The sequence below is a fragment of the Actinomadura sp. WAC 06369 genome (assembly GCF_003947565.1).
Classification (GTDB): Bacteria; Actinomycetota; Actinomycetes; order Streptosporangiales; family Streptosporangiaceae; genus Spirillospora; species Spirillospora rifamycini.
In genome coordinates, this window is the sequence record NZ_QHJN01000085.1 from 1 (window position 1) to 26705 (window position 26705).

Consider the following 26705-nt stretch of genomic DNA (forward strand, 5'->3'; position numbering starts at 1 on the left):
TGTCGCCCGGCAACTCAACAGCCGACCACGCAAAACGCTCGGCTGGAGAACCCCAGCCGAGCGCCTGCGTGATCTACTGACAACCACGTGAGTCATCAGGTGTTGCGAGGACCCCGAGAATCCGCCCTGTCACCGGGGCCGTTCCATCTGCGTTCAGGCGGGGTGGACGACCACGTACCGGCCGGGCTCCTCGCCCTCGGACTCGCTCCGCAGGCCCGCCGCTGCGACCGCGTCGTGCACGATCTTGCGCTCGAACGGGGTCATCGGCGCGAGCGGCTTGGCCTCTCCGCTCTGCTTCACGTCGTTTGCGACGTCGGTGCCGAGCTTCGTCAGTTCGGCGCGGCGCCGCTCCCGGTAGCCGCCGATGTCGAGCATCAGGCGGGTGCGGTTGCCGGTCTGGCGGTGCACGGCCAGCCGGGTCAGCTCCTGCAGGGCTTCCAGGACCTCGCCGCGCTTGCCGACCAGCTCGTCCAGGGACGCGCCGACGACCGCGACGAGCGCGCGCTCGCCCTCGACGTCCATGTCGATGTCGCCGTCGTAGTCACCGATGTCCAGCAGGCCCTCGATGTAGTCGGCGGCGATCTCGCCTTCCTGCTCGAGCGCCTGGACGTCTACCTCGGTGGTGTCGGTCTGGCTCAACGGGGTCTCCTTCTGCGGCACGGGCTCGGATCAAAACTAGCGTTTCTGGCTGCCGCTGCGCTTGCTCCGCGGCTTGCGGGTCGGCTGGTTCCGCACGACCTTCTGCTTGACCTCCGGTTCGGGGGTCTCCTCCTCCGCGCCCTTCCGCAGCCGGGGCTTCGTGCCGTTCTTCGCGGCGGTCTTCGTCCCCGCGGCGCCCTTCGTCCCGGACTTCGCACCGGACTTGGGCGACGCCGGCCCCTTGGTGCCCGGCTTCGGCCCGCCCTTCGCGTCGTCGCCGGTGGCGTTCAGCGGCGGGTACTTCTTGTAGATGTAGTGCTGCTGCGCGAGGGTCCAGCTGTTGGACGTCACCCAGTACATCAGCACACCCAGCGGGAAGCCGAGGCCGACGAGGCCGAACAGCGGCGCGAGGAAGACCATCATCTTCTGCGCCTGCATCATCGGGTTGGCGTCGTCGGTGATGGGCTGCCGCTTCATGCTGGCGCGCATCGTGAAGAACGTCGTGCAGGAGCTGATCACCACCGCGATGGCGGTGATGATGATCGCGGTCCAGCTCTTGGGGTCGTCGCCCCAGGCGTTGAGGAACGTGTCCGGGATGTGGGCGCCGAAGATGCTGGCGTGCTGCGCGCTCTGCACCAGGTCGGCGGACATCGCGAAGACGCTCTCGCCCTGCTTCGCGTCCGAGATGCGCTGGAGGGTCTGGAAGAGGCCGATGAAGACCGGCATCTGCACCAGGAGCGGGAGGCAGCCCGACAGCGGGTTGGCGCCGTTCTCCTGGTAGAGCTTCATGACCTCCTGGTTGAGGCGCTGCTTGTCGTTCTTGTACTTCTTGCGCAGCGCCTGCACCTTGGGCGCCAGCTCCTGCATCTTCCGCGAAGCGTGGATCTGCTTCACGAAGAGCGGGACCATGACGAGCCGCAGCAGGACGGTCAGAAGGATGATGGACCCGCCCCAGGCCCATCCACTGTCCTTCGGCAGGAAGGTGCTCAGCCCCGTGTGAATCCACACGATGAGCTGAGAGACGATCTCGTACAGCCAATCAAGCACCGGGCAGCTCCTTGGGCTCTGCTAGGGCGGGGCCGCTGTCCTCGCGGCCGGAGTTCGAAGAAGCCGCCGCCGGCGCCTTCTTCGGGGGCACCGGGTCGTACCCCCCGGGGTTGAAGGGGTGGCACCGACCGATCCGGCGGGCCGTCAGCCAGGTGCCGCGCAGCGCCCCGTGCACCTGGAGCGCCTCCAGGCCGTACGCGCTGCAACTGGGCTGGAAGCGGCACTGCTGCCCGAGCAGGGGACTCAAGAAGCGGCGGTAGGCGCGGACGAGAAGGATCAGCACCGCGGCGACCGGGCCGGGAGGCCCGTCCGGGTGCTGCGCGGGGTTCGGCTCCCGCCGCCGACTCCTCATCTCCGCCCCTTGGACGCGGACGCGGGCCGCAGCAGCCGGTCGAGCGCCGACTCGAGATCCGCGGCCAGTTCGTCAGGACGCGCCGTCCCCGACCGGGGGTTGGCGCGTACTACGAGCAGGCTACCCGCTGGCAGCCGGTCCAGGTTCGCCCGCACCAGGTGGCGGAGCCGCCGGCGCACCGAGTTGCGGACGACGGCGTTGCCGACGGCCCGCGACACGATGAAGCCGACGAGCGGCGGGGTCGTCTCGTCCCGGCGGAGCAGGTGTGCAACGACAGTCGGCCGTCCGGCGCGGCGACCGCGCCGGACGGCCAGTGTGAAGTCGTCCCGCCGCCGCATCCGGTGTCCGGACGGCAGCACGGTGGGGAGGGCTCAGACCGCGACCCGGGCGCGGCCCTTGCGGCGGCGCTCGGCGAGGATGGCGCGCCCGGCACGCGTGCGCATCCGCAGCCGGAAGCCGTGCTTCTTGTGGCGACGACGGTTGTTCGGCTGGAAAGTACGCTTGCTCACTTGAGGCTCCAGTGCTGCGGTCGGCTCGTTAAGGCTCGATGGCTCGCATCTAGGGCCGCGTCTGGTCCCCCGCAGCGGGGGCCCACCCGTACTTCCCAGTGGGTCGGTCGGCGGGCACGCGGCATCTCCGTCGATGCGACTCGACCTCAGCACATTACGGGCTCACTAAGTACCCGGTCAAACGGAACGCACCTCCGGACGCGCGGGCCCGGAGCGGGTCCCGGTGGGCTTCCTGGCGCGCGGGCCCCGTGGCGCGCGTCCGGCCCGCGCGTCCGACTGTGGACGGCGGCGCTTCCCCAAAGTTATCCACAGGGCGGCGCCGGCGGTGGACGGTGCGCCCGCGCGGGTACGAGGGCCGCAGGCCCGGGCGTCCAGGGGCCGGACGGCGGCCGCGACGTCCTCTGTTGCGGGTGGGCCCGGCAGCGGCTATGGTCTTCCGGGCGAGCCGACGCCTCTTCGGTCATCTGTTGTCGGCATCACACGCTGAATTCCTCCCGTACCTGTACTCCTTTTTCCCGCACCGGTCTTTCATGGCCGGGCACCTCGCGACCGTTCGTTCAGAGTGCGCCTGAGAGTTATACACAGGTGCCGCACCACTATGCACAGCATGTGGAAAACTCTGTGGACAACTCGTGAGAGAGTAGGGCTTCCGCATCGCGGACGTGCCCCACGAGGCGGGACGCCACCCGCGGAACAGCAGGGCAGTCAGGTACTCCGTTCGACGGAGATGTGGGGAGGGGACCTTGCGCATGGACGGTCAGGATCTCGGATCGGTCTGGGCCCGCACCCTCACCGCACTGGCCGAGAGCGATCTGTCTCCGAGCTACCGCGCATGGCTGCCGATGGTCCGCCCGCTCGCCCTCGTCGAGGGCACCGCCCTCCTCGCGGCGCCGAACGAGTTCGCCAAGGACGCCCTGGAGACGCGGCTGCGCAGCCTGATCACGCAGGCCCTGTCGCGCGAGCTGGGCCGCGAGATCCGCGTCGCGGTGACCGTCCAGCCCGAACCGCCGGCGCCCGCGGCGCCCGGCCCCGGCGGCGGGCCCCGCACGGGCGGCGAGCCGCTGTCCGCGCCGGTCCCCGGCCTCGGCCCGCACGAGCCCGCGCCTTCTTCCTATGGCGACCGTCCTCATGACCGCCCCCACGAGCGCCAGCACGACCGCCCCCACGACCGTTCGCACGAGGGGGAGCGTCCGTACGGGGACCAGCAGTACGGGGACGCGCAGTTTCCCGACCGCCAGTACCCGGAGCAGTCCTACGGGGACCAGGGTTACGGAGAGCAGGGGTACCGGCAGCAGCCCGGAGTTACCCACAGCCCGGGCGGTTATCCACAGGGGGAGGACGACCGTGGATGGCCGCAGCGCGAGGGCGAGCATGGAGGGGGCTACCCCTCGGCGCCCCGGCAGCCCCCGTTCGGTTCGTCCCGTCCCGGCCCTTTCGACGGGCGCCAGGGCTACCGCGCGCGTCCTCCCGGAGCGGGCGACTACGGGAACGAGGGATACGGGAACGAGGGGTACGGCGGCCCGGAGAGCCCCGGCTTCGGCGGGTCTGAGGGCTACGGCTCCGAGTACGGGGGCTCCGAGGGGTTCGGGGGCGATCTTCCCGGACGTCAGCCGCACGCGCCCTCGCACCTGAACGACCGGACGCTCGGTCCGCTGCGCCCCGGCGGGCACGCAGAGGGCAAGGAGCGCGAGCCCGGAGGCGACACCGGCCACGGCGAGACCCCTTTCCCGGGCGGCGAGAACCCGTTCGGGGGGCCCGAGCAGTACAGGGGAGAAGAGGCGTACCGCGACGAGGACGCCTCCGACGGGCGCGGCCCCGGCGGCGGTCCGGGAGGCGGTCCGGGAGGCGGCCCGGGAGGAGGCCCCGGCGCGCCCGGCGGCGCCCCCGGCGGGACGCACGGGTCCGGCGGCGGCGCGGGAGCCGGGACGTCCGAGCACGCGCGGCTGAACCCGAAGTACACGTTCGAGACGTTCGTCATCGGGTCGTCGAACCGGTTCGCGCACGCGGCGGCGGTCGCGGTGGCGGAGCAGCCGGCGAAGGCGTACAACCCGCTGTTCGTCTACGGCGACTCGGGTCTCGGCAAGACGCACCTTCTCCACGCGATCGGCCATTACGCGCAGAGCCTCTTCAACGGGGCGCGCGTCCGGTACGTGAGCTCGGAGGAGTTCACGAACGACTTCATCAACTCGATCCGGGACGGCAAGGCGGACGGGTTCCGCCGCCGCTACCGGGACGTGGACATCCTTCTCGTCGACGACATCCAGTTCCTTGAGGGCAAGGAGCAGACGCAGGAGGAGTTCTTCCACACCTTCAACACCCTCCACAACGCCAGCAAGCAGATCGTCATCTCCAGTGACCGGCCTCCCAAGGAGCTGGTCACGCTGGAGGACCGGCTGCGCAACCGGTTCGAGTGGGGGCTGACGACCGACGTCCAGCCGCCCGAGCTGGAGACGCGGATCGCGATCCTGCAGAAGAAGGCCCGGCAGGAGGGCCTGGCCGCGCCGCCGGACGTCCTGGAGTTCATCGCCTCGCAGATCGCGACGAACATCCGGGAGCTGGAGGGCGCGCTGATCCGGGTGACGGCGTTCGCGAGCCTGAACCGGCAGTCGGTGGACATGCGGCTCGCCGAGATCGTGCTGAAGGACCTGATCCCGAACGACACCGGCCCGGAGATCACCGCGGCGATGATCATGGCGCAGACGGTCGAGTACTTCGGGACGACGATCGACGACCTGTGCGGGCCGTCGCGGTCCCGGATGCTGGTGACCGCCCGGCAGATCGCGATGTACCTGTGCCGGGAGCTGACCGACCTGTCGCTGCCCAAGATCGGGCAGCAGTTCGGCGGCCGCGACCACACGACGGTCATCCACGCCGACCGGAAGATCCGGTCGCTGATGGCCGAGCGGCGCGCGATCTACAACCAGGTCACCGAGCTGACCGGGCGGATCAAGCACCAGGCGAGCAAGCACTGACCACAGGGGCGCCGACCTGTGGAAAACTCCCTCTCCAGGACTGTGGACGGCCGCCGTTCCCGTTGTCCACAGCCAGCGGGCGGAACAGAAACGACATAATCCACCCTCTCGGCAAAACGGAAGCGGCTACTCACAGGTTGTGGAAAACCCTGGGGATTTTCGTGGATAACCCCGTGGACAACCCGTGGAAAACCTGAGGATGAAGTGTGGACGACTGTGGACGGGCTGTGCACCGGCGCCCGCCTCTTGGGGAAAACCGGTGGAAAAGCTGGGGACGACCTGGGGATGAGCGGTGGACGACCGAGCCGCCGGCCCGCACGTCCCGCCGGATCCGGCGGACCGGGGTGGATAACCCGTGGAAAACTCGTGGATAACCGGTGGATGACCTGGGGACGGCCTGTGGGTACAGAATCGCCCTCCACAGGCGACCCTCGTCCTCCACAGTTCGTGCACACCCCGCCCGTGGACAAAAATACGGGGTCTCACCTGCGACGATGGCCTCTGTCCACACTGTCCACAGCCCCTACTACTAAGACCACACCTGTTCTCTACCCAAGAAAAGATTCACCTCAAGTTCGGGCCTGGGGAAAACGTGCCCCGAGAGCCCGGAGCGAGGTGCTCGCATCGAACCGTTGTCCGACACCTGCAGGAGGCGGGTCCCCTTGAAGTTCCGCATCGACAGAGACGCCCTCGCCGACGCCGTGGCCTGGACGGCGCGCACGCTGCCGCCCCGGCCCCCGGTCCCGGTCCTGGCGGGCATGCACATCGAGGCCGGGGGTGAGGGCAACGAGGACCGGCTGCGGCTCTCGGCGTTCGACTACGAGGTCTCCGCGCAGGTCTCCACCGACATCGACGTCGAGGAGGCCGGGACCGTCCTCGTGTCGGGCCGCCTGCTCGCCGAGATCAGCCGGAACCTTCCTCCCCACCCTGTGGAGATCACCACCGACGGGGCCAAGGTGATGGTGCGCTGCGGCAGCGCGAAGTTCACCCTCCTCACCATGCCCGTGGAGGACTACCCGACCCTGCCGGAGATGCCGCCCGCCGCGGGCTCCGTCGGCAGCGACGAGTTCGCCGCCGCGGTCTCCCAGGTCGCGATCGCCGCGGGCAAGGACGACACGATCCCGATGCTCACCGGCGTCCGGGTCGAGATCGAGGGCGAGACCGTCACGCTCGCGTCCACCGACCGGTACCGCCTCGCCGTCCGTGAGCTGCACTGGAAGCCCGAGCGTCCCGACTTCTCCGCCGTCGCGCTCGTCCCGGCCAAGACGCTCGCCGACACCGCCAAGTCGCTGACGTCCGGCGCCGAGGTGTCGATCGCGCTCGGTGGCACGTCCGGCGCCGGCGACGGCATGATCGGTTTCGCGGGCGGCGGCCGCCGCACCACGTCCCGGCTGCTCGACGGCGACTTCGTCAAGTACCGGTCGCTGCTGCCGAGCGAGTACGCGGGCCACGCCGAGATCCACACGGCGCCGTTCATCGAGGCCGTCAAGCGCGTCTCGCTCGTCGCCGAGCGGAACACGCCCGTCCGGCTGTCGTTCCGCCAGGGCGAGGTCGTCCTCGAAGCCGGGACGGGCGACGAGGCGCAGGCCGTCGAGGCCCTGGAAGCCAACCTGGAGGGCGAGGACATCGACATCGCCTTCAACCCCGGGTTCCTCCAGGAGGGCCTGTCGGCGGTCGGCTCGGACGTCGCCCGCCTGTCGTTCACGACCCCGACCAAGCCCGCGGTGCTCACCGGCAAGCCGCCGGAGGAAGGCGCGAACCCGAACTACCGTTACCTGATCATGCCGGTGCGTCTGTCCGGGTAAGGGCCGGATCACGGGCATCACAGGGGGGACGGACGATCCGCGGGGGAGCCGCCCTCGCGGATCGGCGCGCGGCCCGACCGGCGCGCGCAGACGAAGCACAGGGGAGTGAACATGGAGCTGGGCATCATCGGCCTGGGCAAGATGGGCGGCAACATGGCCGAGCGGCTGCGCCGCGGCGGCCACACGGTCGTCGGCTACGACCGCGATCCCGCGCTGAGCGACGTCGGCTCGCTGCAGGAGCTGGCGGACCGCCTGTCCCCGCCGCGCGCCGTGTGGGTGATGGTGCCCGCCGGCCGTCCCACCCAGGACACGATCAACGGCCTCGGGGAGATCCTCGACGAGGGCGACATCGTCGTCGACGGCGGCAATTCACACTATGTGGACGACCAGAAGCACGGCGAGGAGCTCGCGGCCCGCGGCATCGGCTTCGTCGACTGCGGCGTCAGCGGCGGCGTGTGGGGCCTCGAGAACGGCTACGCGCTCATGGTCGGCGGCGAGGAGGAGCACGTCGCGCGCCTCATGCCGGTCTTCGAGACGCTCAAGCCCGAGGGCGAGTTCGGGTTCGTCCACTCCGGCAAGGTCGGCGCGGGCCACTTCGTGAAGATGGTCCACAACGGCATCGAGTACGCGATGATGCAGGCCTTCGGCGAGGGCTACGAGCTGATCGAGGCCAGCGACGTCGTGACGAACGTGCCGGAGACGTTCCGCAGCTGGCAGGAGGGCACGGTCATCCGGTCGTGGCTGCTCGACCTGATGAACCGCGCGCTCGCCGAGGATCCCGAGCTCGACGACATCCGCGGCTACGCGAACGACTCCGGCGAGGGCCGCTGGACCGTCCAGGCCGCCGTCGACCACGCCGTCCCGCTGCCCGCGATCAGCGCGTCCCTCTTCGCCCGCTTCGCCTCCCGCCAGGACGACTCCCCCGCCATGCGCGTCGTCGCCGCCCTGCGCAACCAGTTCGGCGGCCACGCCGTCGAGTCCGCCAAGGGCGCCGACTCCCCCGGCGCCGACGTCACCCCGCCCAAGGTCTGACGGCCCAAGGTTCGACGGAAGTTATCCACAGCCCGTGGATTTTCGCGCCCCCCGGGGCCGGCCCCTGGAGACTCGAGATGGGGCAGGCCCCAGGGCGGGCCTGCGAAGCTCGGCGTTCGGCCGAGGACGATCTCGGGGGTGGAGCGATGGGCGTGTCCTGGGTGTGCCGTGCCGGACGGATCCGGTGGGCGGACGGCTCGGAGATGTTCCGGCGGTCGACGGCGGGCAGGAGCGCTGCTCGGGCCGAGCGGGTTGTCCACAGCCTGTGGTTTACGTGCGGGACGGGCGAACGTCCGGACTGCGCGGTAGCGGCGGGCGGTGCGGACGGTTTGGGCGGGGCAGGGGGTGGGAGGCTCTACGCTCGTCTGCGTGCACGTCGCCCACCTCTCGCTCCAGGACTTCCGCTCGTACGCGACCGCCGAGGTCGCGCTCGAGCCGGGGGTCACCGCGTTCGTGGGGCCGAACGGCCAGGGGAAGACGAACCTGGTCGAGGCCGTCGGCTACGTCGCGTCGCACGGGAGCCACCGGGCCTCGACGGACGCGCCGCTCGTCCGGCACGGCGCGCCGCGCGCGATCGTCCGCGCCGGTGCGGTGAAGGACGACCGCAAGGCCCTCATCGAGCTGGAGATCAACCCCGGGAAGGCGAACCGGGCGCGGCTGAACCGGTCGCCCGTCCCCAGGCCGCGCGAGATCCTGGGGATGCTGCGGACCGTGCTGTTCGCCCCCGAGGACCTCTCGCTCGTCAAGGGCGACCCGGGGGAGCGGCGCCGGTTCATGGACGAGCTGCTGACGGCGCGGGCGCCGCGCTTCGCGGGGGTGCGGTCCGACTACGACCGGGTGCTCAAGCAGCGCAACGCCCTGCTCAGGTCGGCGGCGGCGCACCGCCGCGCGCCGGGCCCGGAGGTCCTCGCCACCCTGGACGTGTGGGACGCGCACCTCGCCCGGACGGGCGCCGAACTGCTCGCCGCGCGGCTGGACCTCGTGGGCGCGCTCCGTCCTCTCGTCGCGCGCGCGTACGAGGCGCTCGCCCCCGGCGGCGGCGCGGCGGACCTGCGGTACCGCAGCTCGCTGGGCGACGCCGAGTTGTCCACAGACCGTGGAAAGCTCGCCGAGCAGCTCCTCACGGCGGCGGGCGAGACGCGGAAGCAGGAACTCGAGCGCGGCGTCAGCCTCGTGGGCCCGCACCGGGACGAGCTCGTCCTGCGCCTCGGGGAGCTGCCCGCGCGGGGGTACGCGAGCCACGGCGAGTCGTGGTCGTTCGCGCTCGGGCTGCGGCTCGCCGCGTTCGACCTGCTGCGCGCGGACGGCGACGACCCGGTGCTGATCCTCGACGACGTCTTCGCCGAGCTGGACGCGGGCCGCCGCAGCCGCCTCGCCGGGATGGTCGCGCCGGCCGAGCAGGTCCTGATCACCGCGGCCGTGCCCGCCGACGTGCCGGACGAGCTGACGGGCGCGACGTTCGCGGTGGCGGACGGCCGCGTCGTCCGGGAATGACCCGCCGGACGGTGCCGGAGCGCCGCCGGGCCGCGTGCCCGCCGGCGATCGTGTGCGGACGGCGATCGTGTGCGGACGGCCGCGCGCCGCGTGCGCCCCGCCGGACGGGATCGTCCTGTCGCGGTGTCGTGGGGTGCGGCGAGAATGTTCTCCACAGGCTGTGGGGAGGAGGGTGACATGAGCGAGGATCCACCGGACGCGGGCGGCGCCGCCGACGGCGAGTCCGCGGCCGCCGACGCCGCCCCGGCGCCCGCCGACCCGCCGGCCGCGTCCGGGAAGTCGGGGATCGAGCTGGCGCGGGAGGCGCTGGCGCAGGCGAAGGCGGACGCGCTGAAGCGGGGCACCCTCCCCGGGCACAAGAACCGCCGCAAGGGCGGCGGCCTGCCGGCGCGGAGCCGGGAGCCGGGGCGCGGCGGCGACCCGAAGCCGTTCGGGGCCGCCATCCGCGACCTGCTGGCGACGCGCGGGTGGGAGCAGCGCGCGGCGGTCGGCGGCGTGTTCGGCAACTGGGCGGGGATCGTGGGGCCCGAGCTGGCGGAACACACCCGGCCGGAGCACTTCGAGGACGGCGAGCTGACGATCGCCGCCGACTCGGCGACGTGGGCGACGCAGCTGCGGCTGCTGTCGTCGAACCTGGTGCGGCGGCTGAACCAGGAGCTGGGGCACGGGACGGTCCGGCGGGTGAAGGTGGTCGGTCCGTCGTCGGGCCCGCGGCGGGGCGGGGCGTGGCGCGCCCGCTGAGTCCCGGAACCGCCGACCTTGTCAGTGCCGGGTGAGAACATCTGTTCGGGATGCAGGGCGACGAGTTCGGCGACGAGCGCGCCGTAGGGCAGAGAACTCCCCCAGAGTCATGGGGGGATGTGCCTCCGGTTCCGCTCGCCCGCCACACGCGCACACAGCGCCGCGTGAGTGCCACTTTTCGCCGTGCGACCCGGTAGAATGACATCGGGTACAGGATGCTGCGCCGCCGTGGGGTGCCCGGGGCTCTGACCAGGTGTGATCGGAGCACAGGGGCACCCTCATGTGTGTTACGGGGCACACCGCGCTCCCTCCGGGCGCGGGGCGGCAGACATCCCCGGCAGGAGGATCTCCTTTGGCGTACGACGCTAGTTCGATCACTGTCCTTGAAGGGCTCGAGGCGGTGCGCAAACGCCCGGGCATGTACATCGGATCGACCGGTGAGCGCGGCCTCCACCACCTGGTCTACGAGATCGTGGACAACTCGGTCGACGAGGCCCTGGCGGGCTACGCGGACGACATCGTGGTGACGCTGCTGGCCGACGGCGGCGTGAGCGTGCTCGACAACGGCCGCGGCATCCCGGTCGGCGAGCATCCGGTGGAGAAGCGCCCGGCCATCGAGCTGGTGCTGACCACGCTGCACGCGGGCGGCAAGTTCGACGGCAAGTCCTACGCGGTGTCCGGCGGCCTGCACGGCGTCGGGTCCGCGGTGGTGAACGCGCTCTCCACCCGGCTCGAGGCCGAGGTGTGCACGGACGGGTACGTCTGGCGGCAGTCCTACAACTGGCGCGGCCCGGAGACGGAGCTGCGCCGGGGCGAGGAGACGTCGGAGACCGGCACCCGCATCACCTTCTGGCCCGACCCGGATATCTTCGAGACCACCGAGTGGAACTTCGAGACGCTGTCGCGGCGCATGCAGGAGATGGCGTTCCTGAACCGCGGGCTGGCGATCACCCTGCGGGACGAGCGTCCCGAGCACGCCGACGGCGAGGACGGGGACGGCGGACCGCGCACCGTCCGGTACCACTACGAGGGCGGCATCGAGGACTTCGTCCGCTATATCAACGCCCGCAAGGAGGCGGTCCACGAGTCGGTCGTCTACTTCGAGGACCACACCGAGGGCATGTCGGTCGAGATCGCCATGCAGTGGAACTCGTCGTACGCCGAGTCGGTCCACACCTTCGCCAACACGATCAACACGGCGGAGGGCGGCACCCACGAGGAGGGGTTCCGGGCGGCGCTCACCACGATCGTCAACCGGTACGCCCGCGACAAGGGGCTGCTGCGCGACAAGGACGACAACCTGACGGGCGAGGACGTCCGCGAGGGCCTCACCGCGATCATCTCGATCAAGCTCGCCGACCCGCAGTTCGAGGGGCAGACGAAGACGAAGCTCGGGAACACCGAGGCGAAGTCGTTCGTCCAGCGCGCCTGCAACGTGTACCTCCGCGACTGGTTCGAGGAGAACCCGGGCGAGGCGAAGGAGATCATCAACAAGGCGTCGCAGGCGGCGCGCGCGCGGGTCGCGGCGCGGCAGGCGCGTGATCTGACGCGCCGCAAGAGCCTCCTCGAGACGACGTCGCTGCCCGGCAAGCTGTCGGACTGCCAGTCCACCGACCCGGCGCAGTCGGAGCTGTACATCGTCGAGGGCGACTCGGCGGGCGGTTCCGCGAAGGGCGGCCGCGCCGTCCAGTACCAGGCGATCCTCCCGATCCGCGGCAAGATCCTGAACGTCGAGAAGGCGCGGATCGACAAGATCCTCAAGAACAACGAGGTCCAGGCGATCATCACGGCGCTGGGCACCGGGGTGCACGACGAGTTCGACATCTCCCGGCTCCGCTATCACAAGATCATCCTGATGTCGGACGCCGACGTCGACGGCCACCACATCAACACGCTGCTGATGACGCTGCTGTTCCGCTTCATGAAGCCGCTGATCGAGGCCGGCCACGTGTACCTGTCGCAGCCGCCGCTCTACAAGATCAAGTGGGACGCCCGGGGCAACGAGGTCGACTACGCGTTCTCCGACTCCGAGCGCGACGCCGTCATCGAGGCGGGCATCGCCGCCGGCAAGCGCGACCCGCGCCCCCGCGACCTGGTGCAGCGCTTCAAGGGCCTCGGCGAGATGAACGCCAACGAGCTGTGGGACACCACGATGAACCCCGAGAACCGGGTGCTCCTGCAGGTCCAGCTCGACGACGCCGCCCAGGCCGACGAGCTGTTCAGCGTGCTCATGGGCGAGGAGGTCGAACCGCGCCGCGAGTTCATCCAGCGCAACGCCAAGGACGTGCGCTTCCTCGACATCTGAGGTGGGGGACGGGCCGGGCTCCCAGCGGCCCGAACCGTAGCGGCGAACGTACTTCCTTTCCTTCAAGCAGAAGAGGTCAGCTAAGTGACGGACATGACCACGGCGGGCGGCCACCCGGGCGAACGGATCGAACCTGTCGACATCCAGGTCGAGATGCAGAAGAGCTACCTCGACTACGCGATGTCGGTCATCGTCGCGCGCGCGCTTCCCGAGGTCCGCGACGGGCTCAAGCCGGTGCACCGCCGCGTCCTGTACGCGATGTACGACGGCGGCTACCGTCCCGACCGCGGGTACTTCAAGTGCGCCCGCGTCGTCGGCGACGTCATGGGGAACTACCACCCCCACGGCGACTCGGCCATCTACGACGCGCTGGTGCGGCTGGCGCAGCCGTGGTCGATGCGGTACCCGCTGGTGGACGGCAACGGCAACTTCGGCTCGCGCGGCAACGACCCGGCCGCGGCCATGCGGTACACCGAGTGCCGGATGGCGCCCCTGGCGATGGAGCTGCTGCGCGACATCGACAAGGAGACCGTCGACTTCACCCCGAACTACGACGGCCGCTCGCAGGAGCCGGACGTCCTGCCGTCGCGGTACCCGAACCTGCTGGTCAACGGGTCGGCGGGCATCGCGGTCGGGATGGCGACGAACATCCCGCCGCACAACCTGCGGGAAGTCGCCGACGGCGTCCGGTGGTACCTGGACAACTACGGCGCGTCCGACGAGGAGCTGCTCGAGGCGCTGATCGAGCGGATCAAGGGCCCCGACTTCCCCACCGCCGCGCTGATCGTCGGCCGCAAGGGCATCGAGGAGGCGTACCGCACCGGCCGCGGCTCGATCACGATGCGCGCGGTCGTCGAGGTCGAGGAGATCCAGGGCCGCACCTGCCTGGTCGTCACCGAACTCCCCTACCAGGTCAACCCCGACAACCTCGCCCTCAAGATCGCCGACGGTGTGAAGGACGGGAAGCTGGACGGCATCGCGGACGTCCGCGACGAGTCGTCCGGGCGGACGGGCCAGCGGCTCGTGATCGTCCTCAAGCGGGACGCGGTCGCGAAGGTCGTCCTCAACAACCTGTACAAGCACACGCAGCTGCAGGAGACGTTCGGCGCGAACATGCTCGCGCTGGTCGACGGGGTTCCCCGCACGCTCCGCATCGACCAGTTCGTCCGGCACTGGGTCGCGCACCAGATCGACGTCATCGTCCGCCGCACCCGGTTCCTCCTGCGCAAGGCCGAGGAGCGCGCCCACATCCTGCGCGCGCTGCTGAAGGCCCTCGACCGCATCGACGAGGTCATCGCGCTGATCCGCCGGTCGCCGTCGGCGTCGGAGGCCCAGCAGGGCCTGATGAACCTGCTGGAGATCGACGAGATCCAGGCGCAGGCGATCCTGGACATGCAGCTGCGCAAGCTCGCCGCGCTGGAGCGCCAGCAGATCACCGACGAGTACGACAAGCTCATGGCGGAGATCGCCGACTACAACGACATCCTCGCCTCGCCCGAGCGGCAGCGCCGGATCGTCGGCGACGAGCTCGCACCGATCGTCGAGAAGTTCGGCGACGACCGCCGCACCCAGATCGTCCCGTTCGACGGCGACGTCTCCTACGAGGACCTGATCGCCGAAGAGGGCGTCGTCGTCACCATCACGCGCGGCGGCTACGCGAAGCGGACCCGCACCGACCTGTACCGGGCGCAGAAGCGCGGCGGGAAGGGCGTGCGCGGCGCGCAGCTGAAGCAGGACGACATCGTCGACCAGTTCTTCGTCACCACGACGCACCACTGGATCCTGTTCTTCACCAACAAGGGCCGCGTGTACCGGGCCAAGGCGTACGAGCTGCCGGACTCCGGCCGCGACTCGCGCGGCCAGCACGTCGCGAACCTGCTGGCGTTCCAGCCGGACGAGCACATCGCCCAGGTCATGGACCTGCGCGACTACGACGTGGCGCCCTACCTCGTCCTCGCCACCAAGAAGGGCCGCGTCAAGAAGACCGCGCTGCGCGACTTCGACTCGCCCCGCACCGGCGGCATCATCGCCATAAACCTGGTGGACGACGACGAGGTGATCGCGGCGCGGCTCGTGTCGGCCGACGACCACCTGCTGATGGTGTCGACCGGCGCGCAGGCGATCCGGTTCCGCGCCGACGACGACTCGCTGCGCCCGATGGGCCGCGCGACGTCCGGCGTGATCGGCATGCGGTTCGAGGAGGACCACGAGGTCCTCAACATGCTGGTGGTGCAGGGCACCGAGCAGGACGTCCTGGTCGCCACGGAGGGCGGCTACGCGAAGCGGACGCCGGTGGACCAGTACCCGCTCCAAGGACGTGGGGGTAAGGGAGTCCTCACCGCTAAGATCGTTGAGGCGCGCGGCACGTTGGTAGGGGCCCTCATGGTCGGCCCGGACGACGAGGTGTTCGCGATGACGTCGAACGGCGGCGTCATCCGTACCACCGCCGCCGAGATCAAGCAGTCCGGCAGGCAGACCATGGGCGTGCGGTTGATGAACCTCGCCGACGGGGACAGCGTCGTGGCCATCGCGAGGAACGTAGAGTCCATGGATGACGCAGAGGAAGCCGAGAGTGGCGAGGACGAGTAATGGAGCCGGTCTCGTCCCGCCGCTAGGCCAGGAGGACGACACGTGAGCACCGAGCCCGGCGAGAACAAGGGCGGCACCGGCAAGGGGAGCGCGGGGAAGTCCGGCGGCGGCAGCAGGACGGTCGCCGCCGCCTCCGCCAAGCCGGGCCGTGACGAGACGAAGGCCGACGCCGGCCGGGCGGCCGAGGAGACGAGGACCGACCTGGCCAAGGTCGGCGACGAGCCCGAGTCGGGCTCCGGCTCGGGCTCCGGCTCGGGCTCGGGCTCCAAGGCCGGCTCGGCGGCGGCGGACGACACGGTCGTCGACGATCCCGGGAAGGCGGGGAAGGGGTCGGCGAACTCCGCGGGAGCGAAGTCGTCGAAGTCCCCGACGGGGTCGTCCGGTTCGTCGTCGGGCTCGAAGACGGCGGCGGGCAAGGGCTCCGCGAAGGACGCTCCGGGCGCGTCGAACGCGAAGGGGACGTCCGGGGCGAAGAGCCCGTCGTCCGCTTCCGGTGCGCCCGCCCGCCCGTCCTCGACCGGTGCGTCGTCGGCCTCGTCGGCCCGCTCGTCGTCGAGCGGCTCGACCTCCGGTTCGTCCGGCTCCGACTGGACCAAGCCCGCCGAGCCCGCTGCCTCCGTCTCCGCGGGCCGCACCGAGCAGCCGCCGCCCGCATCCTCCCCGAGCGCTCCCTCCGCCCCGTCGGCCCCGCCCGTCCCGGCGGGCTCGCAGCCGCCGCCGTCCGGTGCCGGTGCGGCGGGCGCCGGGGCGGCCGGCGGCGGGTTCGCGGGCACCGTCCTGCGCGACCGCCCGGCCCCCGCGGCGGCCGCGCGCGGCGCGTCCGGCAAGCCGGCCGGGGGCAAGGGCGGCAAGGGCGACGGGAAGCCGGCCCGGAAGGCGCAGCTGCAGCTCGCCCGCCTCGAGCCGTGGTCGGTGATGAAGTTCAGCTTCGTCCTGTCGCTGGTCTGCTTCGTGGTGCTGCTGGTCGCGGTCGTGGTGCTGTACGTGATCCTGTCCGGCCTCGGCGTGTTCGACGCGCTCACCGACACGATCAACAGCCTCACCGAGGGCGACGACGGCTCCTCCACCGGCGTCGACTCCGCGAGCTGGTTCTCGTTCTTCCGCGTCTTCGGCTACTCGGTGCTGGTGGGCGCGCTGAACGTCCTGCTCATCACGGCCCTGTCCACGGTCGGGTCCGTGATCTACAACCTCACCGCGGATCTCGTGGGCGGTGTCGAGGTGACGCTCAAGGAGGCCGAGTAGTCCCTGCGCGCCCGCTCCGCCGCGGCCGTCCGATATCGATTTCCGGTTGCCGCTCCAGATGGGGTAACCTCTCGTTGCGCCGCCAAGGACGGCCGCAGTGCGGGCCTATAGCTCAGTCGGTTAGAGCGCATCCCTGATAAGGATGAGGCCGGTGGTTCAAGTCCACCTAGGCCCACCAGCACAGAAGCCCCCACCGGGTAACCGGTGGGGGCTTTTGACGGCTACGGTGACGGCAACGTCCCTAGCTCTCCAGCCGGAACAGTTCACCGGCCAGCTTGCCGAGCCCGATCCGATGGTCGTCCATGTTGCTGTCGGTGTAGATCTCCAAGGTGGTGGAGATCTTCGCGTGCCCGAGGATCGCTTGAGCGTCCCGAGCTGGCACACCCAGCCGCTTGAGGAGCGTCGCCGTCACGTGCCGCAGGTCGTGAAGCCGGATGCGCCGGAGACCGGCGTTCGTGCAGATCCGTTCGAAGACGCGCGAGAGGTTGCGCGGTTCGATTGGCCGACCGTTGCGCGTGGTGAAGATGAGGCCGGTTTCCTCCCAGTCCGCGCCCGCCCGCCGCTTCGCGTACAACTGCCGATCGGCGAGTTCGACGAACGCATCCCAGATGAGCGGGAGCATGGGAAGGCCACGGTCCCCGGCATTGGTCTTCACCGGCGTCCGGACGAGCTTGCCGTCTTCCCTCTGCAACTGCCAGCGGACCCGCATGACCATCTCGTCCATGTCGAGGTCATCCCAGCCGAGGCCCAGCACCTCACCGCGCCGCAGGCCGTAGACCATCAGCAGCACGAACGCCGGGTAGAGCGGTTCGTTGCGTGCGGCGTCGAGGAACGCCCGAGCTTCGTCCGCCGTCCAGGGCTTGGCCTTGTGCGTAGGAGCTGGCGGAAGGGTCGTCAGTCCCGCGACGTTCACCGTGACCAGTTCTTCCCGCATGGCGCGTGTCAGCGCCGCACAGAGGGTCATGCGCATGACGTGCACCTTGGCCAGCGAGTGGCCGTCCTTGATCTGCTGGTTCAGGAAGCTCTGGACCTTCGCCACGCGTAGCCGGTCGAGAGACTGCTTGCCGAGACCCGGCTTGAGGTAGAGCCGCACCGTCTGCTCGTACTTCTTGTAGGTGTTCCAGCGCTTCGACGGCCGCACGACCTCTTCAAGCCAGTAGTCGAGGTACTCGCCGACCTTCCACGGCCTGTTAGCGACCGGGAGGCCCCGCCCCGAACGCTCCTGCGCCTGGACGAGCTTCTTCCGCACCTCTTCACGCGTCTTGCCGTACCTGCTGACGCGCTTCGTCGTCCCATCCGTGGTCAGCACGTACGCGGCACCCTCCCAACGCCCGTCTTTGCGCTGGTAGATCGTCCCCTCACCGTTCGCGCGCCGCTTGTGCTTCTTATCAGCCATCAGGCCGCTTCCTCTCTCAAGTTGTCGATGAACGCGTCGACGGCGTCAGCAGGCACGCGGCGAGCCCGGCCCACCTTGACCGACTCCAGCTCGCCCGAGCGAATCAGGTCATAGACCTTGCAGCGACCGAGCCGCAGCGCCGCCATAACCTCAGGGACGGTCAACAACTTCGCTTCTGCCAAGGGCACGGGTCCGCCTCCTGCTACGCCGCTTGCCGAGTTGCCGAAAGTTCAGGGGTCGGGGTCTGAGTTGCTGCGTCGAGCTGGCGGCGCCGTTCGGCCCGCTCGTTGATCAGCAGCAGGAGCCGTTGTTCGATCGGCCGGACGTCGGGGTCACCAGGCCCCGCGCGTTCCCAGACGTGGGCCGCATCGGGATCGGCCGGGTTGGCGACCGGGATACCGGCCTCAGCGAGCCGGGCGAGAGCCCAGGCTTTGCGGTCGGCTTTGTGGTCGGCGAGGGTCTTGCCCGACCACTTGCGCGAGACCAGGACACGCCGGCCCCCATAGCCGAGGTGTTCGCGGCGATGCGCCTTGCCCTTGCAGAAACCGGGAGTAAGACCGGGCCGCGGACTCTTGGGCTGGACGCCGTAGCGGAGCCAGTTCGCGCACGTTGGCGAGCACGGTTCGAACCGCAGCGTTTCGGCCATGCGGTCCGCGTGCTCACGCTGCGAGGAGGTCTCGGCGGTGTGGCATTCGGCGACGCCCTTGACGAGGTACTTGGTCAGGTAGCCGATCAGCTTGCGCGATTGCGGGGAGTCGGCCATGACGCCTTGGGCGTCGATCTGGCGGCCGAAGCGGACGACGTGCAGGGGTTCGGCGTCGTCGTCCAGGCCGATGGCGTCGAGTGCGTCATCCCAGGTCGGGAGTACCTCGCCGGTTGCCGGATCGACGTAGCCGCCGTCCTCGCCCGCAGCGTCGTCCCAGACCGGAAGACGTTCCCCGGAGTAGACGACGCGGTCGGTCGAGGGCCACCACACCTGGTGATACGTCGCCGCCACGACCTGACGCAGCTCGGCGCGGGAGATCGTGCCCCGAATCGCCATGTGCAGATGCGGAGCCAGCCGCCGTTGAGGTTCGACGGTCGCGAAGTACTGCACGTCATGGCCGACGAACCGGCGCAGGTTCTGCACGAACCGATCGACCAGCTTGGAGAAGTGCAACGCATCCCGAGCGGCCCGCGCGTAGTCGTAGGTGTCCGGGTCAACGGGCGTCCCGTCGGAGCGAACACGGCCGTAGGAGTCGAGCGTGAGCGTCAGGAACAGCGACGGCCGGAACGTCTTCCCGCCACGACCCCGGTAGACCTTGCCGACCGTGCGGGAGTCCACCGGCCGCCGAGGCAGATCCGGGGCGTCCTGCCGCCGCCGCGTCGACCGGATACGGCGCGCCTTGCGTTCGCCGGTCTTAAGCGAGCCCCGCACGCCCGAACGTTCGATCTCGCCATCGAGTTCACGAAGGACGCCGTCCCAGAACTCGACCGGTTCCCCGTGTGCGGTGCCGTCCTGGGCCGCTCGGTCGTATGCGGCCTGTGCCTGTGCCCGCAGTTCCATCCAGGCGCGCTGCTCGTCGTCCGGGTCGGCACGGGTGATGACGGGTTCCTCGGCCAGGTGCCAGCCCTGGCGGCACTGGACGGCCCGCAGCTTGCGCTTACGTTCGGCACACGGAGGGCACACCGAGGCGAGCGTGTGCCCACAGGGGACATTGATCACCTCGGAGGTTCCGGTGTGCAGGTCCACGCGCCGCATCGGAACCGGGCGGATGCAGACGCCGTGGTCGATGGCGACCTGTTCCAAGACCCCGCGTGCCAGCGGGGGCAGTGTCTTGGCGAGCGCGCTCGTCTCCTCAGGGGCCGCCACCGGTTCGGGAGTCGAGCCGTCGAGGCGGAGTTGAGTCACGCCGCCTCCCCGGCGTCCAAGTCGGCCAGGGCGAGCGCCACCATGTCGCGGATGTCGTCATCGGACACGTACGCCGCCCGCACCCGCACAGGATCAGGGGAGGTCTCCAGCCGGACGAACCCGACCCCCGCCCCGACCTCGGGAACCGAGGAGATCTGGTCTGCCAGGGCGCCACGGTCGCGGGCACCGTCGCCGAGAACCATGTCGACTTGTTCGTCTTCGTCCAGGCGCAGGGCGATGCGGTCGGGGAACAGGTTGCGCAGGTTGTTGACCTCTTTGCGCGCGTCCTGCTGCGCACCAATGACGCAGTACCCGACCGACCGGCCCTGTGAGGTCAGCACCGCCAGCGCCGACTCGGCCCGCTTGCGCAGGTCCCGTTCCGGACAGTAGGCCGTCAGGAACGCCAGCTCATCCACGATCACCACCCGGAACGGGTGCGCCGTCGAGGGGACGAACGAGCGGGTCACCCCGGCGAACTGTTCGGCGCGCGCGTTCATGTCCTCGGCCGCGTCTTCGAGGAGGCGGACCATGCCGCCGCGCGGGTCGGAGGAGTACCGGCCGAACCGCTCGAACAGCGCACGCCCGTAACTCAGCTCCATCCGTTTCGGGTCGATGGCCCACACCTCCACCAGGCCCGCGAGCATCAGCGGGAGCAGCGCGCGGACGGTGGACCAGATGACCGACCCCTTGCCGGCCCCCGTCGCACCCGCGATGAGCACATGCGTCCCGAGCAGCCGCAGGCGCCACGGTGAGCCGTCCTCGGTTCGGCCGACGATGATGCCGGACAGGTCCACCGCGGACCGGGAGGGGATCGGGAGCGCGGGGAGGGGATGCGCGAGGGCATCGCGGCGGACGAACTCCAGCCAGAGCCGTCCCGGACGGTCCCCCTCCCGAACCCGGACGAGGGCGGCGCCGAACCCGTGCGCCAGGTTCGGCACGACCCGTTCCCAGGCGTCCGGCGCCTGCCCCTTGAGCATCCGGACGAGAACCCGGTCCGACGTCGGACCGCACCGAACCCGGACGATCGACGGGAGATACTCGCGGCCCTTGTGTGTCTTGGTCAGTCCGGCCGTGACCAGGACGGGTTGCCAGTGCCGCCGGTAAATCCATGCCAGCCGCCACCGACCCTGGACCGGACGGACCGCGTACCGGACGAACGAGGGCGGATCGGCAGCGGCCCAGGTGCCGAGCAGCACCAGGACCAGGGCGACGACCAGGACGGGGACCGTCCACCCGAACCGGTAGGCCAGCCACCCCAGACCGGCCGCCGCCGACACGGGGACGATGTTGCGGACCAGGAAGACCGCGACGCGGACGAGGACGCGGACGGCGTTGACGAGCAGCACCAGGCCCTCGGGCATGTGCCACACCGGAGGCGCCCACTTCGGCGCCGCGAACGGGTCACGCTGCGACTCGACCGCGACGTTCTCACCGGGACGGATCTTGCGGAACTCCCATGCCATGATGGATCACCTCTTCTTGCCGGGATGTGCGAGGGGAGAGAAGAGGGGGCGGCCGGAGGTTGCAGCTCCAGCCGCCCCCGCCTGAATCAGGCCGCCGCGTCGCGCGCGGGATCGGCCGCCGTCTCGTTGGCCGCGTGAAGCCGTTCGACCTCGGCCACGAACGTGGTGACGGCCTCCAGCAGCCGCCGCGCGTTCTCGACGTCACCGACGTCGATGTCGTCGCGTTCCCGGTTGGTCAGGGAGAACGAGATGCCGCGTGCGCTGAACGTCAGGATCGGCGCGGCGTCGGGGTAGGTGCAGCAGTGGACGAACGCACCCGACCCGAGACGGATGGCGAGGGAACCCGTGGTGTCCTTCACGCCGCCCTCCCCGTGTCCGAGGAGCGGCCCGAGGGACGACGGCCGGTGCGGTACAGCCGCTCGACCTCGGTCGCGTAGGCCGCCGCCTGCTCGGCCAGCCGCCGCGCGAACTCCACGTCACCCGCGCTCAGCCGCTCCGGAAGAGCCAGGGTCACCAGCACCCGGCCCGCCGAGACCGTGAACAGGGGCGTACGCGCGCGGAAGGCTCGGAACTCGGTCGAGGCCGACGAGCCGACCGGCAGCGAGAGCGCCGATACGCGCCCGCCCGCCATCAGGCAGCGTCCTTGGCCGCGGAGGCCGGACGGCCCGAGGGCTTGCCCGCACCGCCGGGAGCCCGCACACCGCGCGCCCGGAAGCTGTAGGCGATCCGCGTCCGGGGGTCACCGTTCGGCTTGCGGCCCAGTTCCTCGATGTACGGCGTCACGGTCAGCCCGTCGAACTCGACCGGGCGGAACGGGCCGAAGGCCGGTTCCGGGACGACGGGGCAGACCTCCGAGCTGATCTTGACCTTGATGGCGGACGCCTTGTGGTTACCGGCCGGGTCGGCGTCGTAGACGTCCACGACCCACACCGGGAGCCCGTTCTCCTTGTCGTTCTCCTGACGCTTGGTCTCGAAGTTCTCCAGGGGTTCCGCCGGTCCGGTCGCGTAGACGCCGTGCGGGAACGCGTCCCCGAAGTTCACGGGGATTCGGCCCTGAATCGCCATCCTGCATCACTCCTGACGCCGCTCTGACTGCTTGACGCCAACTCGCCTTAGCGTGTTGACGTGAGACAGAGCATACGTCACGACGACCGTTTCGGAGGAGGGTAAAGTCGCCTTATCGAGTGATCTGGGTCACATCAAATGGTGTAGCTGTCTTCCAGCTCGTGAAGCGTGCCGGGAAGAACGACCTCCACCACGAGGACCGTGCGCCCCGCCGAGTCCGACACCGAGCCCAGGACCGACAGCACAGGGTCACCCTGCGCGAGGCCGAGTAGCTCGCTCTCGTCCGCAGTCGGACGGCGAGCGCTCAGCCGCTCGTCAATGCGCGTCAGCCGCTCCTTGAGCCCCGCGGCCATCAACTGCCGTACCGGGACGCTCAACAGCCCTTCACGGTCCAAGCCCGCTGCCGTCGCGACGTCGATGGGCGCCCACAGCGATACGAGTTCGCTCGCAAGGGAGTCGTAAAAGCCGACGTAGCGGCGCAAGTGGACCGCAGCCCCCTCCGCCAGGCCGAGGAGGGCCGCCGCCGGGTTGGTCGCCGACTGGCGGCCCACCTCCACCACCCGCATGGACGTTGAGGACTCCTGCCGATCGAGCACGGCCAGGCCGGGCCGGCTGCGTTCGGCGGCGCCCGCCGAGGAAGGGGGCAGGACGAACGAGCCCCGCCCGTGCTCGCGCCGGATCTCGCCGAGGAGCTGCATCTCGTTCAACGCCCGCGCCACCGTGGGACGAGACGCGCCGAACTCCTTCATCAGCTTCGGTTCCGAAGGCAGCGCCTCGTTGACCGGATAGACGCCCTCCGCGATCCGACGACGCAACGTCTCAATGATCTGGACATACTTCGGGGCGTAAGAGGCGATCTCATCCGACATAGGGACCTGCCAACATCTCGACAACACGAGTAGGACCTCAGGAAACCAGAGGTCCACCGTCCTGTCACTCCGTTCGGAACGCCCCGAACAGCACTTTCGCTGAGGGACAGCGCGGGATCAGGCCCGCGCCAGCGCTCGAACGATCGCCTCGCGCAGGTCCCGAGGAGACACGGCCTCGACCAGCCGATCCCCGCTCGTCAACGGGACGAACGCCCACCATGAACCCGTTTCCCTGCCGTACCAGGCCAGGACGCCCGGCAACTGGCGTTCGAGTTCGCCGCACAACCGCCGGACCGCGTCCGGCGCCCACTCGACACGGGTAGCCATCAGACACCGGCGTTCGGCGCCTCACGCACCGCGAGAACCCGCGCGAGCCGGTCAGCAGCCGTCGCGACGTCGGCCACCGGACACAGCGGTTCCAACTCGGCGCACGAGTCGCGCGTAGGGCCGGACCAGACCCACCACCACCAGAGCACGCCGCCGCGATCACGGCACACGACCTCTTGCCGCAGGCCGGGACTGAATGCCTGTCCCTGCGGGTCGTCCTTGTCCGGTTCCCCGGCCGGGTTGCGCACGCGAACCGAGCCAGGCCGAACCGCCACGACCTCCAGGTCCCGCGCCTGAACCTCCTTGGCCAGCGCGAGAGCCGCCGAGTGTCCTTCCCTGTCGGCCCCCGAGTGGGCGCGCGTTGCTTCGCTCATGGTCCCTCCACCTGTGAAGCGGAACCGGTGGCGCGGGGGAGCACCCGTCCCCCTCTGCTCGACTCGACCGGGGGACCAGGCCGCAACGGCCGCCCACACCACGCCACCGGCGCCGCAGCTTCTACGCCGCCTCAGCCCGCCGAGATCCGCCACACGCGGAACAGGGCTTCCGGCGACGCTCCGGCCCCAGTCCCGGGCCGCCGCCATGCCTCATCAGCACAGCGGTACGAGGAGAAACCCACTTCCACCCTTTGCCCCCGCACGAGACGCATGGGGGTTCGTGGATCGGTCCGTTCTCTCCAGGCGGAGCGGTCACCAGGCGTGCCTCCTGAAAGCCACATGATCGACTGTGATCGGATGACGTACGGTGTTGCTTCCAGGCAGACAACCAGCCAGCACGTTCCGTCAGCACCGCCAACCAGTCCCCTTTCCGCCCCCCTTTCTCGCCCCTTTCGAGGCAGGCCGGATGCCCGACGCGACTCCTAACACGCAGCTCACCGCGTGGCGCGAGGCGAACTACCCCACCCGCGCGGAGATGACCGAGGCGCTCAACCGCACGCCCACGGCTCTTGAACACGGTCTGCTATGCGACGAGGAACGGCTACGGCGCTGGGAGCGCGGCGAGGTGCGCTGGCCGCACCCGCCCTACCGCAAGGCCCTCCAGGAACTCACCGGCCGGACGGCCGAGCAACTCGGGTTCATCCCGCCCGCGAAGCAGAAGGCGCGCAGCCGATCGTGCCCGCGGCCCGCGTCAGCTCCCACGGACGCAGGCGCCGGCCCCCACGACGGCGAAGAGCTGGCCAACGCTGCCGACATCTCCCGACTCACGCAGTGGGTCACAGCGAGCGACACCACCGACGAGGCGATCGCGCAGCTCGCCCGATCGACTTCATCGCTGGCGGCGTCTCACACCCAGGTTCCCGCGAAAAGTCTCCTTGCCGAGGTGCTCAAGCTTCACCGGCGTACTCAGCGCCTCTTGGAAGGAGGCCAGCACCGGCCCCGGCACGTCCGTGAACTCTTGCGGATCGACGGCGAACTACTCGCACACGCAGCCGTGATCTTCGGCGACATCAACCATGACGACGCCGCCGACCAGTACGCCGCCGCAGCGCTCATACTCGCCCGAGAGGCCGGAACCGACGAGGCGCACGCCTGGTACGCCCAGGCCAAGACGGCCCGCTGGCAGAACCGATTCATCGAAGCGGCCGACCTCGCCCGGCAGGGGTTCGAGGCCAGTCCGCGCACCCCGATGAAGACGCAACTCGCCTGGTATGAAGCGAACGCCGCCGCCCTCCTCGGAGACAAGATCAGAGCGCGCGAGGCCGTGACCCGCGCCGAGCAGTCCGCAGAGGCGACCGACAGCAGCGTTCCCGATCTCTCCGTCTGGTCCTTCCCCGTCGCACGCCAAGCCGTCTTCGCGCAATCGGTCGCCACACGGACCGGCGACCCCGACAGCGCACTCCGGGCCACCGAGATGGCGGACAACGCATGGGCCGAAGGGACCCCCGTCGCCCCGGCCGTCTGGGCTCAGATCCGCGTCGGTGCCGGAGTCGCGCACCTGCTGAAGGGCGACCTCGAAGGCACCGCCGAGCAGTTGGCGGAGGTGATGACCCTTGACCGGGGAATGCGGCTCACGACCGTCACGCGCTACCTAGTAGACCTTGACCGGCGTCTCAGGAGTCCTCGGCTCCAGGGCAGCCCGCTCGCGAACCAACTCCGAGAGCAGATTCGCGACTTCAACGCCGCAGCTCTGACCGACGACCCCGACATGGAGGGTTCATGAGTCCTCTGCCCGCGCAGATGACCGACCGCTGGCAGAACCGCGATGAACCCGGCCCAGGCCAGGGCACGGTCTACTGGCACATCCTCGTCGGCGACCGGCCAGAGATTCGCGACCTCGCTCAGGCCGCGCAAGAACGGCTTGCCGCCTTCCCCGGCTTGCACTTCACCCCCGCCAAGTGGCTGCACATCACCACCCTCGTAGCCGGCCCCACCGACGAGATCACCGAGGCCCAGCAACAGGCGATGCTGACGGCCGCAGTGGATCTGCTCGCCGAAGTCCCTCCGCTTACCGTGACACTCGGCCGCGTCTTCTACCACCCCGAGGCCATCGCCGTTGTCGTCGGTCCCGCAGGCCGACTGCTCCCGGTCCGTGAGGCCATCGAAGCGGCCACGCTCAAAGTGACCGGACGCGAAGGCCACACCGAAGGCCCGACCAAGTGGACCCCGCACATGACGATCGCCTATAGCGAGACCGAACAACCGGCCGCACCGCTCATAGATGCGTTGGGGCCGGAGCTGCCCGCTCGCAAAACCACGATTGACGCCGTAAGCCTGGTCGTGCAACGCGGCCCTGAACGCCTCTGGGACTGGCACCCTGTCGGACGCGCCCACCTACGCGGCCGCCCGTAACGGCACCCAGCCGACGGGCGCGAGCACCGGGGCGAGACCTTTGCCGAATTCAGCTGTTTGGGATCAAGGCGGCGCCGCTTCGCGCCGCCGCACGGCCCGGCGGCTACGCCGCCCGGGGCATGCGGCGTGGGCGCCGGTCCCCGGGCGGCGGACCGCCGGGCCGCGATAGCGGAGGCGCCGA

25 protein-coding genes and 1 tRNA gene are annotated in these 26705 nt (G+C 70.1%); 11 read left to right on the plus strand and 15 right to left on the minus strand.

Annotation, left to right across the window (positions count from 1 at the left end; translation table 11 throughout):
• Positions 1 to 153 precede the first annotated feature (153 nt).
• From DMH08_RS22500 to rpmH, 5 genes are read right to left on the minus strand one after another with little or no spacing between them, the layout of a single operon-like run.
• The gene (locus tag DMH08_RS22500) at positions 154 to 639 is read right to left on the minus strand and encodes a Jag family protein (protein ID WP_026403999.1); all 486 of its coding nucleotides are present in this window, start codon (positions 637 to 639) and stop codon (positions 154 to 156) included.
• A 36-nt stretch (positions 640 to 675) separates the two neighbouring features.
• The gene (gene yidC, locus DMH08_RS22505; protein WP_026404000.1) at positions 676 to 1686 is read right to left on the minus strand and encodes a membrane protein insertase YidC; all 1011 of its coding nucleotides are present in this window, start codon (positions 1684 to 1686) and stop codon (positions 676 to 678) included.
• Positions 1679 to 2038, minus strand: coding sequence for a membrane protein insertion efficiency factor YidD (gene yidD, locus DMH08_RS22510; protein ID WP_026404001.1), 360 nt, complete (start codon positions 2036 to 2038; stop codon positions 1679 to 1681). Before yidD ends, yidC begins: the two co-directional genes overlap by 8 nt.
• Positions 2035 to 2397: a ribonuclease P protein component gene (gene rnpA / locus DMH08_RS22515; protein WP_026404002.1), complete on the minus strand. Its 363-nt coding sequence runs from the start codon at positions 2395 to 2397 to the stop codon at positions 2035 to 2037. Before rnpA ends, yidD begins: the two co-directional genes overlap by 4 nt.
• A 12-nt stretch (positions 2398 to 2409) precedes the next feature.
• Positions 2410 to 2547, minus strand: a complete 138-nt coding sequence (rpmH, locus tag DMH08_RS22520; RefSeq protein ID WP_075899517.1) for a 50S ribosomal protein L34 — start codon at positions 2545 to 2547, stop codon at positions 2410 to 2412.
• Between the two features lie 749 nt (positions 2548 to 3296).
• On the opposite strand from rpmH, the gene dnaA reads away from it, so the two are divergent.
• From dnaA to DMH08_RS22565, 9 genes are all read left to right on the plus strand, one after another.
• Positions 3297 to 5519 (plus strand): chromosomal replication initiator protein DnaA, encoded by a 2223-nt coding sequence (dnaA, locus tag DMH08_RS22525; RefSeq protein ID WP_125617510.1) that lies wholly within the window; start codon positions 3297 to 3299, stop codon positions 5517 to 5519.
• 662 nt (positions 5520 to 6181) lie between these two features.
• Complete coding sequence (dnaN, locus tag DMH08_RS22530) at positions 6182 to 7324, plus strand: DNA polymerase III subunit beta (RefSeq protein WP_026404004.1); 1143 nt, start codon at positions 6182 to 6184, stop codon at positions 7322 to 7324.
• A gap of 105 nt (positions 7325 to 7429) precedes the next feature.
• Positions 7430 to 8356, plus strand: a complete 927-nt coding sequence (gene gnd / locus DMH08_RS22535) for a phosphogluconate dehydrogenase (NAD(+)-dependent, decarboxylating) (protein WP_267898567.1) — start codon at positions 7430 to 7432, stop codon at positions 8354 to 8356.
• Between the two features lie 369 nt (positions 8357 to 8725).
• Complete coding sequence (recF, locus tag DMH08_RS22540; protein ID WP_026404672.1) at positions 8726 to 9850, plus strand: DNA replication/repair protein RecF; 1125 nt, start codon at positions 8726 to 8728, stop codon at positions 9848 to 9850.
• Between the two features lie 177 nt (positions 9851 to 10027).
• Positions 10028 to 10591 carry a DUF721 domain-containing protein gene (locus DMH08_RS22545; RefSeq protein ID WP_026404673.1) on the plus strand — a complete coding sequence of 188 codons (564 nt, stop codon included), beginning with the start codon at positions 10028 to 10030 and terminating at the stop codon, positions 10589 to 10591.
• A gap of 352 nt (positions 10592 to 10943) precedes the next feature.
• Positions 10944 to 12896, plus strand: a complete 1953-nt coding sequence (gene gyrB, locus DMH08_RS22550) for a DNA topoisomerase (ATP-hydrolyzing) subunit B (RefSeq protein WP_233617743.1) — start codon at positions 10944 to 10946, stop codon at positions 12894 to 12896.
• Between the two features lie 93 nt (positions 12897 to 12989).
• Positions 12990 to 15485, plus strand: coding sequence for a DNA gyrase subunit A (gene gyrA / locus DMH08_RS22555; protein ID WP_034520277.1), 2496 nt, complete (start codon positions 12990 to 12992; stop codon positions 15483 to 15485).
• A gap of 42 nt (positions 15486 to 15527) precedes the next feature.
• Entirely contained in the window at positions 15528 to 16727 is a 1200-nt protein-coding gene (locus tag DMH08_RS41820) for a DUF3566 domain-containing protein (protein WP_233617744.1), read from the plus strand.
• Between the two features lie 101 nt (positions 16728 to 16828).
• Positions 16829 to 16905 (plus strand) — tRNA-Ile (locus DMH08_RS22565).
• A 63-nt stretch (positions 16906 to 16968) separates the two neighbouring features.
• Here DMH08_RS22565 and DMH08_RS22570 read toward each other — a convergent pair.
• The 10 genes from DMH08_RS22570 to DMH08_RS22615 all read right to left on the minus strand — a co-directional run bounded on the left by DMH08_RS22570 (position 16969) and on the right by DMH08_RS22615 (position 24112).
• The gene (locus DMH08_RS22570) at positions 16969 to 18123 is read right to left on the minus strand and encodes a tyrosine-type recombinase/integrase (protein WP_125617514.1); all 1155 of its coding nucleotides are present in this window, start codon (positions 18121 to 18123) and stop codon (positions 16969 to 16971) included.
• Positions 18123 to 18311, minus strand: a complete 189-nt coding sequence (locus DMH08_RS22575; protein ID WP_233617745.1) for a helix-turn-helix domain-containing protein — start codon at positions 18309 to 18311, stop codon at positions 18123 to 18125. The genes DMH08_RS22570 and DMH08_RS22575 overlap by 1 nt, the downstream gene beginning before the upstream one ends.
• Before the next feature lie 14 nt (positions 18312 to 18325).
• Entirely contained in the window at positions 18326 to 20014 is a 1689-nt protein-coding gene (locus tag DMH08_RS22580) for a replication initiator (protein WP_325052940.1), read from the minus strand.
• On the minus strand, positions 20011 to 21477 hold the full coding sequence (locus tag DMH08_RS22585) for an FtsK/SpoIIIE domain-containing protein (protein WP_233617746.1): 1467 nt from the start codon (positions 21475 to 21477) through the stop codon (positions 20011 to 20013). Before DMH08_RS22585 ends, DMH08_RS22580 begins: the two co-directional genes overlap by 4 nt.
• Before the next feature lie 86 nt (positions 21478 to 21563).
• Positions 21564 to 21836 (minus strand): hypothetical protein, encoded by a 273-nt coding sequence (locus tag DMH08_RS22590; protein ID WP_125617516.1) that lies wholly within the window; start codon positions 21834 to 21836, stop codon positions 21564 to 21566.
• A complete protein-coding gene (locus DMH08_RS22595; RefSeq protein ID WP_125617519.1) occupies positions 21833 to 22108 on the minus strand; it encodes a hypothetical protein in 276 nt (91 codons plus the stop codon). Before DMH08_RS22595 ends, DMH08_RS22590 begins: the two co-directional genes overlap by 4 nt.
• Positions 22108 to 22542 (minus strand): plasmid replication, integration and excision activator, encoded by a 435-nt coding sequence (locus DMH08_RS22600; RefSeq protein ID WP_125617521.1) that lies wholly within the window; start codon positions 22540 to 22542, stop codon positions 22108 to 22110. Before DMH08_RS22600 ends, DMH08_RS22595 begins: the two co-directional genes overlap by 1 nt.
• Before the next feature lie 134 nt (positions 22543 to 22676).
• Positions 22677 to 23411: a GntR family transcriptional regulator gene (locus tag DMH08_RS22605; protein WP_125617523.1), complete on the minus strand. Its 735-nt coding sequence runs from the start codon at positions 23409 to 23411 to the stop codon at positions 22677 to 22679.
• Positions 23412 to 23528: 117 nt separating this feature from the next.
• Complete coding sequence (locus DMH08_RS22610) at positions 23529 to 23738, minus strand: hypothetical protein (RefSeq protein ID WP_125617525.1); 210 nt, start codon at positions 23736 to 23738, stop codon at positions 23529 to 23531.
• Positions 23738 to 24112: a hypothetical protein gene (locus tag DMH08_RS22615; protein WP_125617527.1), complete on the minus strand. Its 375-nt coding sequence runs from the start codon at positions 24110 to 24112 to the stop codon at positions 23738 to 23740. The genes DMH08_RS22610 and DMH08_RS22615 overlap by 1 nt, the downstream gene beginning before the upstream one ends.
• Positions 24113 to 24578: 466 nt before the next feature.
• On the opposite strand from DMH08_RS22615, the gene DMH08_RS22620 reads away from it, so the two are divergent.
• Positions 24579 to 25895 carry a hypothetical protein gene (locus DMH08_RS22620; RefSeq protein ID WP_125617529.1) on the plus strand — a complete coding sequence of 439 codons (1317 nt, stop codon included), beginning with the start codon at positions 24579 to 24581 and terminating at the stop codon, positions 25893 to 25895.
• The gene (locus DMH08_RS22625; RefSeq protein WP_125617531.1) at positions 25892 to 26524 is read left to right on the plus strand and encodes a 2'-5' RNA ligase family protein; all 633 of its coding nucleotides are present in this window, start codon (positions 25892 to 25894) and stop codon (positions 26522 to 26524) included. The genes DMH08_RS22620 and DMH08_RS22625 overlap by 4 nt, the downstream gene beginning before the upstream one ends.
• Positions 26525 to 26705: the final 181 nt, after the last annotated feature.